The sequence below is a fragment of the Lactobacillus sp. HMSC08B12 genome (assembly GCF_001808415.1).
GTDB classification, from domain to species: Bacteria; Bacillota; Bacilli; order Lactobacillales; family Lactobacillaceae; genus Lactobacillus; species Lactobacillus delbrueckii.
On the sequence record NZ_KV793120.1, the window covers coordinates 1 to 2,280 of the forward strand.

A 2,280-nucleotide genomic window follows, 5' to 3' on the forward strand; every position below is an offset into this window, starting at 1 on the left:
GCTTCAAGCCCCTTACTTCAGTAAGGGGTTACCATCAACATTCATCTTTCTTGATTTCCCGGTAGATAGCCAGGATAAAGACGAAGACGGCGGAGATGATGGCCGGGTAGACCATGCCGCCGACTTGGACGGCGTTTTCCGCTGCTGCCTGGCTCATCTGGTTTTCTACGGCGTATGAGATGACCCAGCGGTTCATCAAAGTTGGCGTCAAGGCAAAGGAGATGGTGGAAATCAAGGAAGCCACCGTCATCACGTGCCGGGAGTAAGGCTCTCTGAAGAACTGGGACAAAACGCAGAAGGCCGGGGCGATCATCAAGAGGAAGATCCAGAGGATGATCATGGTGCCGGCAGTGGAGTTCATCATCTGCGAGCTGTTGGTAGCGTAGCGGTAGGTCCCCCAAAGCGATCCCCCGGTCAGCTGGTTGAAGAGGTTCAAGAAATAGGAACCTTGCTGGCCGAAAGTCCCTTGATTGGAGAGCATGTTCTGGATGACTGTTAGGCTGTCAGTCGCCCCGGCGCTGGAGAAGTCAACGCTGACGATCTGCCGCATGTAGGCGGCAAGGAACATGATGGTTGAACCCAAAAGCTGCAGGGCCTTGATCATACTCAGCTTGCGGGAGGCCTTGAGCTTGAATTCCAGACTGAGGACCCGGTTAGGGTGGTGAGAGCGGCCAATCACGAAGATACCGGCGATGGTCAAGATGATGATGATGGCCAGGCCGATCCACCACTTGGCCAGGATGCAGAAGAGGGCCAGGCTGATCATGATGACCGTGACGTAAGGGCGGTCGGCGAAGATCTGCCAGAAGTTGAGCCGGACCTTCTGCTTGCTTCTTGAAGCCCCGTCAGTGTTCAGGCGGGGAACGGAATTAGGGTTTGTCTGCCGCGTCTGCTTTTGCGCGGTTTGTTCTTGTCTTTCTTGGTACTGTCTGCGCGACATTCTTGCCATATAAATCTTCCTTTCGCATCACAAGCCTAGCACAAGTTGGCTTGCAAAGGCTCTTTTTTCAGACGGTTTAACTAAAATTATAGGCTAATTACCGATCATTTGGGTGAAAAATAGTTTAGCAGCTTTATTGCTTTTTGATGATACTTTTGTCTTTTTAATAGATAGAAGAATCTTTATTTTTCCGGTGCTTCCTGCTTTCCCGGGAATATTTCCATCATTTATAATTAGATATAATATATATGTGATTTTACTATTTAAGAGCGAAAAGCAGAAAAACATGAAAGCGAGACCCGGATCAAGCAGATGGCAGCAGTTGCGGTTGCTGACCAGGAAAGTGCAGTCAATGAAGCCCAAAAGGCCAATGAAGCTGCCCAAACTGATTTGTCCGCGGCGGAAGCTGATTTGGCGGAAAAGAAGGAAGCGTTGGCCACTGCTACGGCAAAAGCGGCCGCAGCTCTGCACGCTTTAAACCTGGCAAAGGCCCGCTTGGCTGCCTTGGAAGCAACACAGCCGACGGACCGGGCCCAACGACTCCAACTGAACCGACTCAGCCAAGTACAGAACCGTCAACGGATCCAACGACAGAACCGACTACCGAGCCGTCCGAAGAACTTTCTACAGAACCAACCGCTGAGGAAAATACTGAAGAACCAGCTGATACGGAAGAAGATACTGACGGCGGTGACGTTGTGACTGTAGTGACCACGGATGAAGAGCCAGCAACTAAGTCAGCAGCCAAGACTCCAACTCCTGTAACTAAGTCAGCCAATAAATACAGCACCAGTAGCCAAGGCTCCAGCTGCAGCTCAGCTCCCGCAAACCGGTGAAAAGGACGCTAAGCCAGGCATCTTGGCAGGCATTCTTTCTCTGCTGGCCGGAGTTTCTCTCTTTGGCTTCAGCTTTGAGAAAAGAAAGCAAGAAAAGTAAGTCTTGATTAAAAAGCGTGCGCAAACTCGTGTCTTTAGACATGAGTCAAGCACGCAAAAACGCCCCATTGGGGCGTTTTTTAGTTTCTCTTTCTTCTCTTTCTTTCCAACTCGCCATACTTGCCATTCTGCTGTTTTTTCATGGCTGCCGTGTACTGAGATGCAATGTAATTTTTAACGACTTCTTTGCTCATGTCACCTAAGGTGCTCATAAAATAGCTTGGCGACCAGAGATGGCCACCCCATAGCATCTGCTTAGTTTCCGGGTACAGCTCAAACCATTTCCGAGCTGTCCAGCCCTTCAGCCCCTTAACTATGTCTACAGGCCTCTGCTTTGGCGAAAACGAGATGAGCATATGAACGTGATCAGGCATGACTTCCATTTCCTGGATCTGGATGTCCGAC

General features: G+C 50.2%; 5 protein-coding genes. 3 read left to right on the forward strand and 2 right to left on the reverse strand.

The window, feature by feature from the left end:
* Positions 1-34 precede the first annotated feature (34 nt).
* Positions 35-949, reverse strand: coding sequence for a cytochrome C5 (locus HMPREF3168_RS02255; protein WP_070488293.1), 915 nt, complete (start codon positions 947-949; stop codon positions 35-37).
* A 303-nt stretch (positions 950-1,252) separates the two neighbouring features.
* Between HMPREF3168_RS02255 and HMPREF3168_RS02260 the strand changes: the two genes are divergently transcribed.
* From HMPREF3168_RS02260 to HMPREF3168_RS10580, 3 genes are read left to right on the forward strand one after another with little or no spacing between them, the layout of a single operon-like run.
* Positions 1,253-1,642: a hypothetical protein gene (locus HMPREF3168_RS02260; protein WP_236156870.1), complete on the forward strand. Its 390-nt coding sequence runs from the start codon at positions 1,253-1,255 to the stop codon at positions 1,640-1,642.
* The gene (locus HMPREF3168_RS10575; protein WP_236156869.1) at positions 1,639-1,776 is read left to right on the forward strand and encodes a hypothetical protein; all 138 of its coding nucleotides are present in this window, start codon (positions 1,639-1,641) and stop codon (positions 1,774-1,776) included. The genes HMPREF3168_RS02260 and HMPREF3168_RS10575 overlap by 4 nt, the downstream gene beginning before the upstream one ends.
* Before the next feature lie 22 nt (positions 1,777-1,798).
* Positions 1,799-1,876, forward strand: a complete 78-nt coding sequence (locus HMPREF3168_RS10580) for a hypothetical protein (protein WP_336621732.1) — start codon at positions 1,799-1,801, stop codon at positions 1,874-1,876.
* Between the two features lie 79 nt (positions 1,877-1,955).
* On the opposite strand, the gene tnpA is transcribed toward HMPREF3168_RS10580, so the two are convergent.
* On the reverse strand, positions 1,956-2,280 hold a 325-nt coding region (tnpA, locus tag HMPREF3168_RS02270; RefSeq protein WP_070488297.1), incomplete at its 5' end, for an IS200/IS605 family transposase.

Excerpts from the sequence above, each read along its gene's own strand:
- HMPREF3168_RS02255 (WP_070488293.1), bottom strand. The coding sequence starts at position 949 with ATGGCAAGAATGTCGCGCAGACAGTACCAAGAAAGACAAGAACAAACC.
- HMPREF3168_RS02260 (WP_236156870.1), top strand. The coding sequence starts at position 1,253 with ATGGCAGCAGTTGCGGTTGCTGACCAGGAAAGTGCAGTCAATGAAGCC.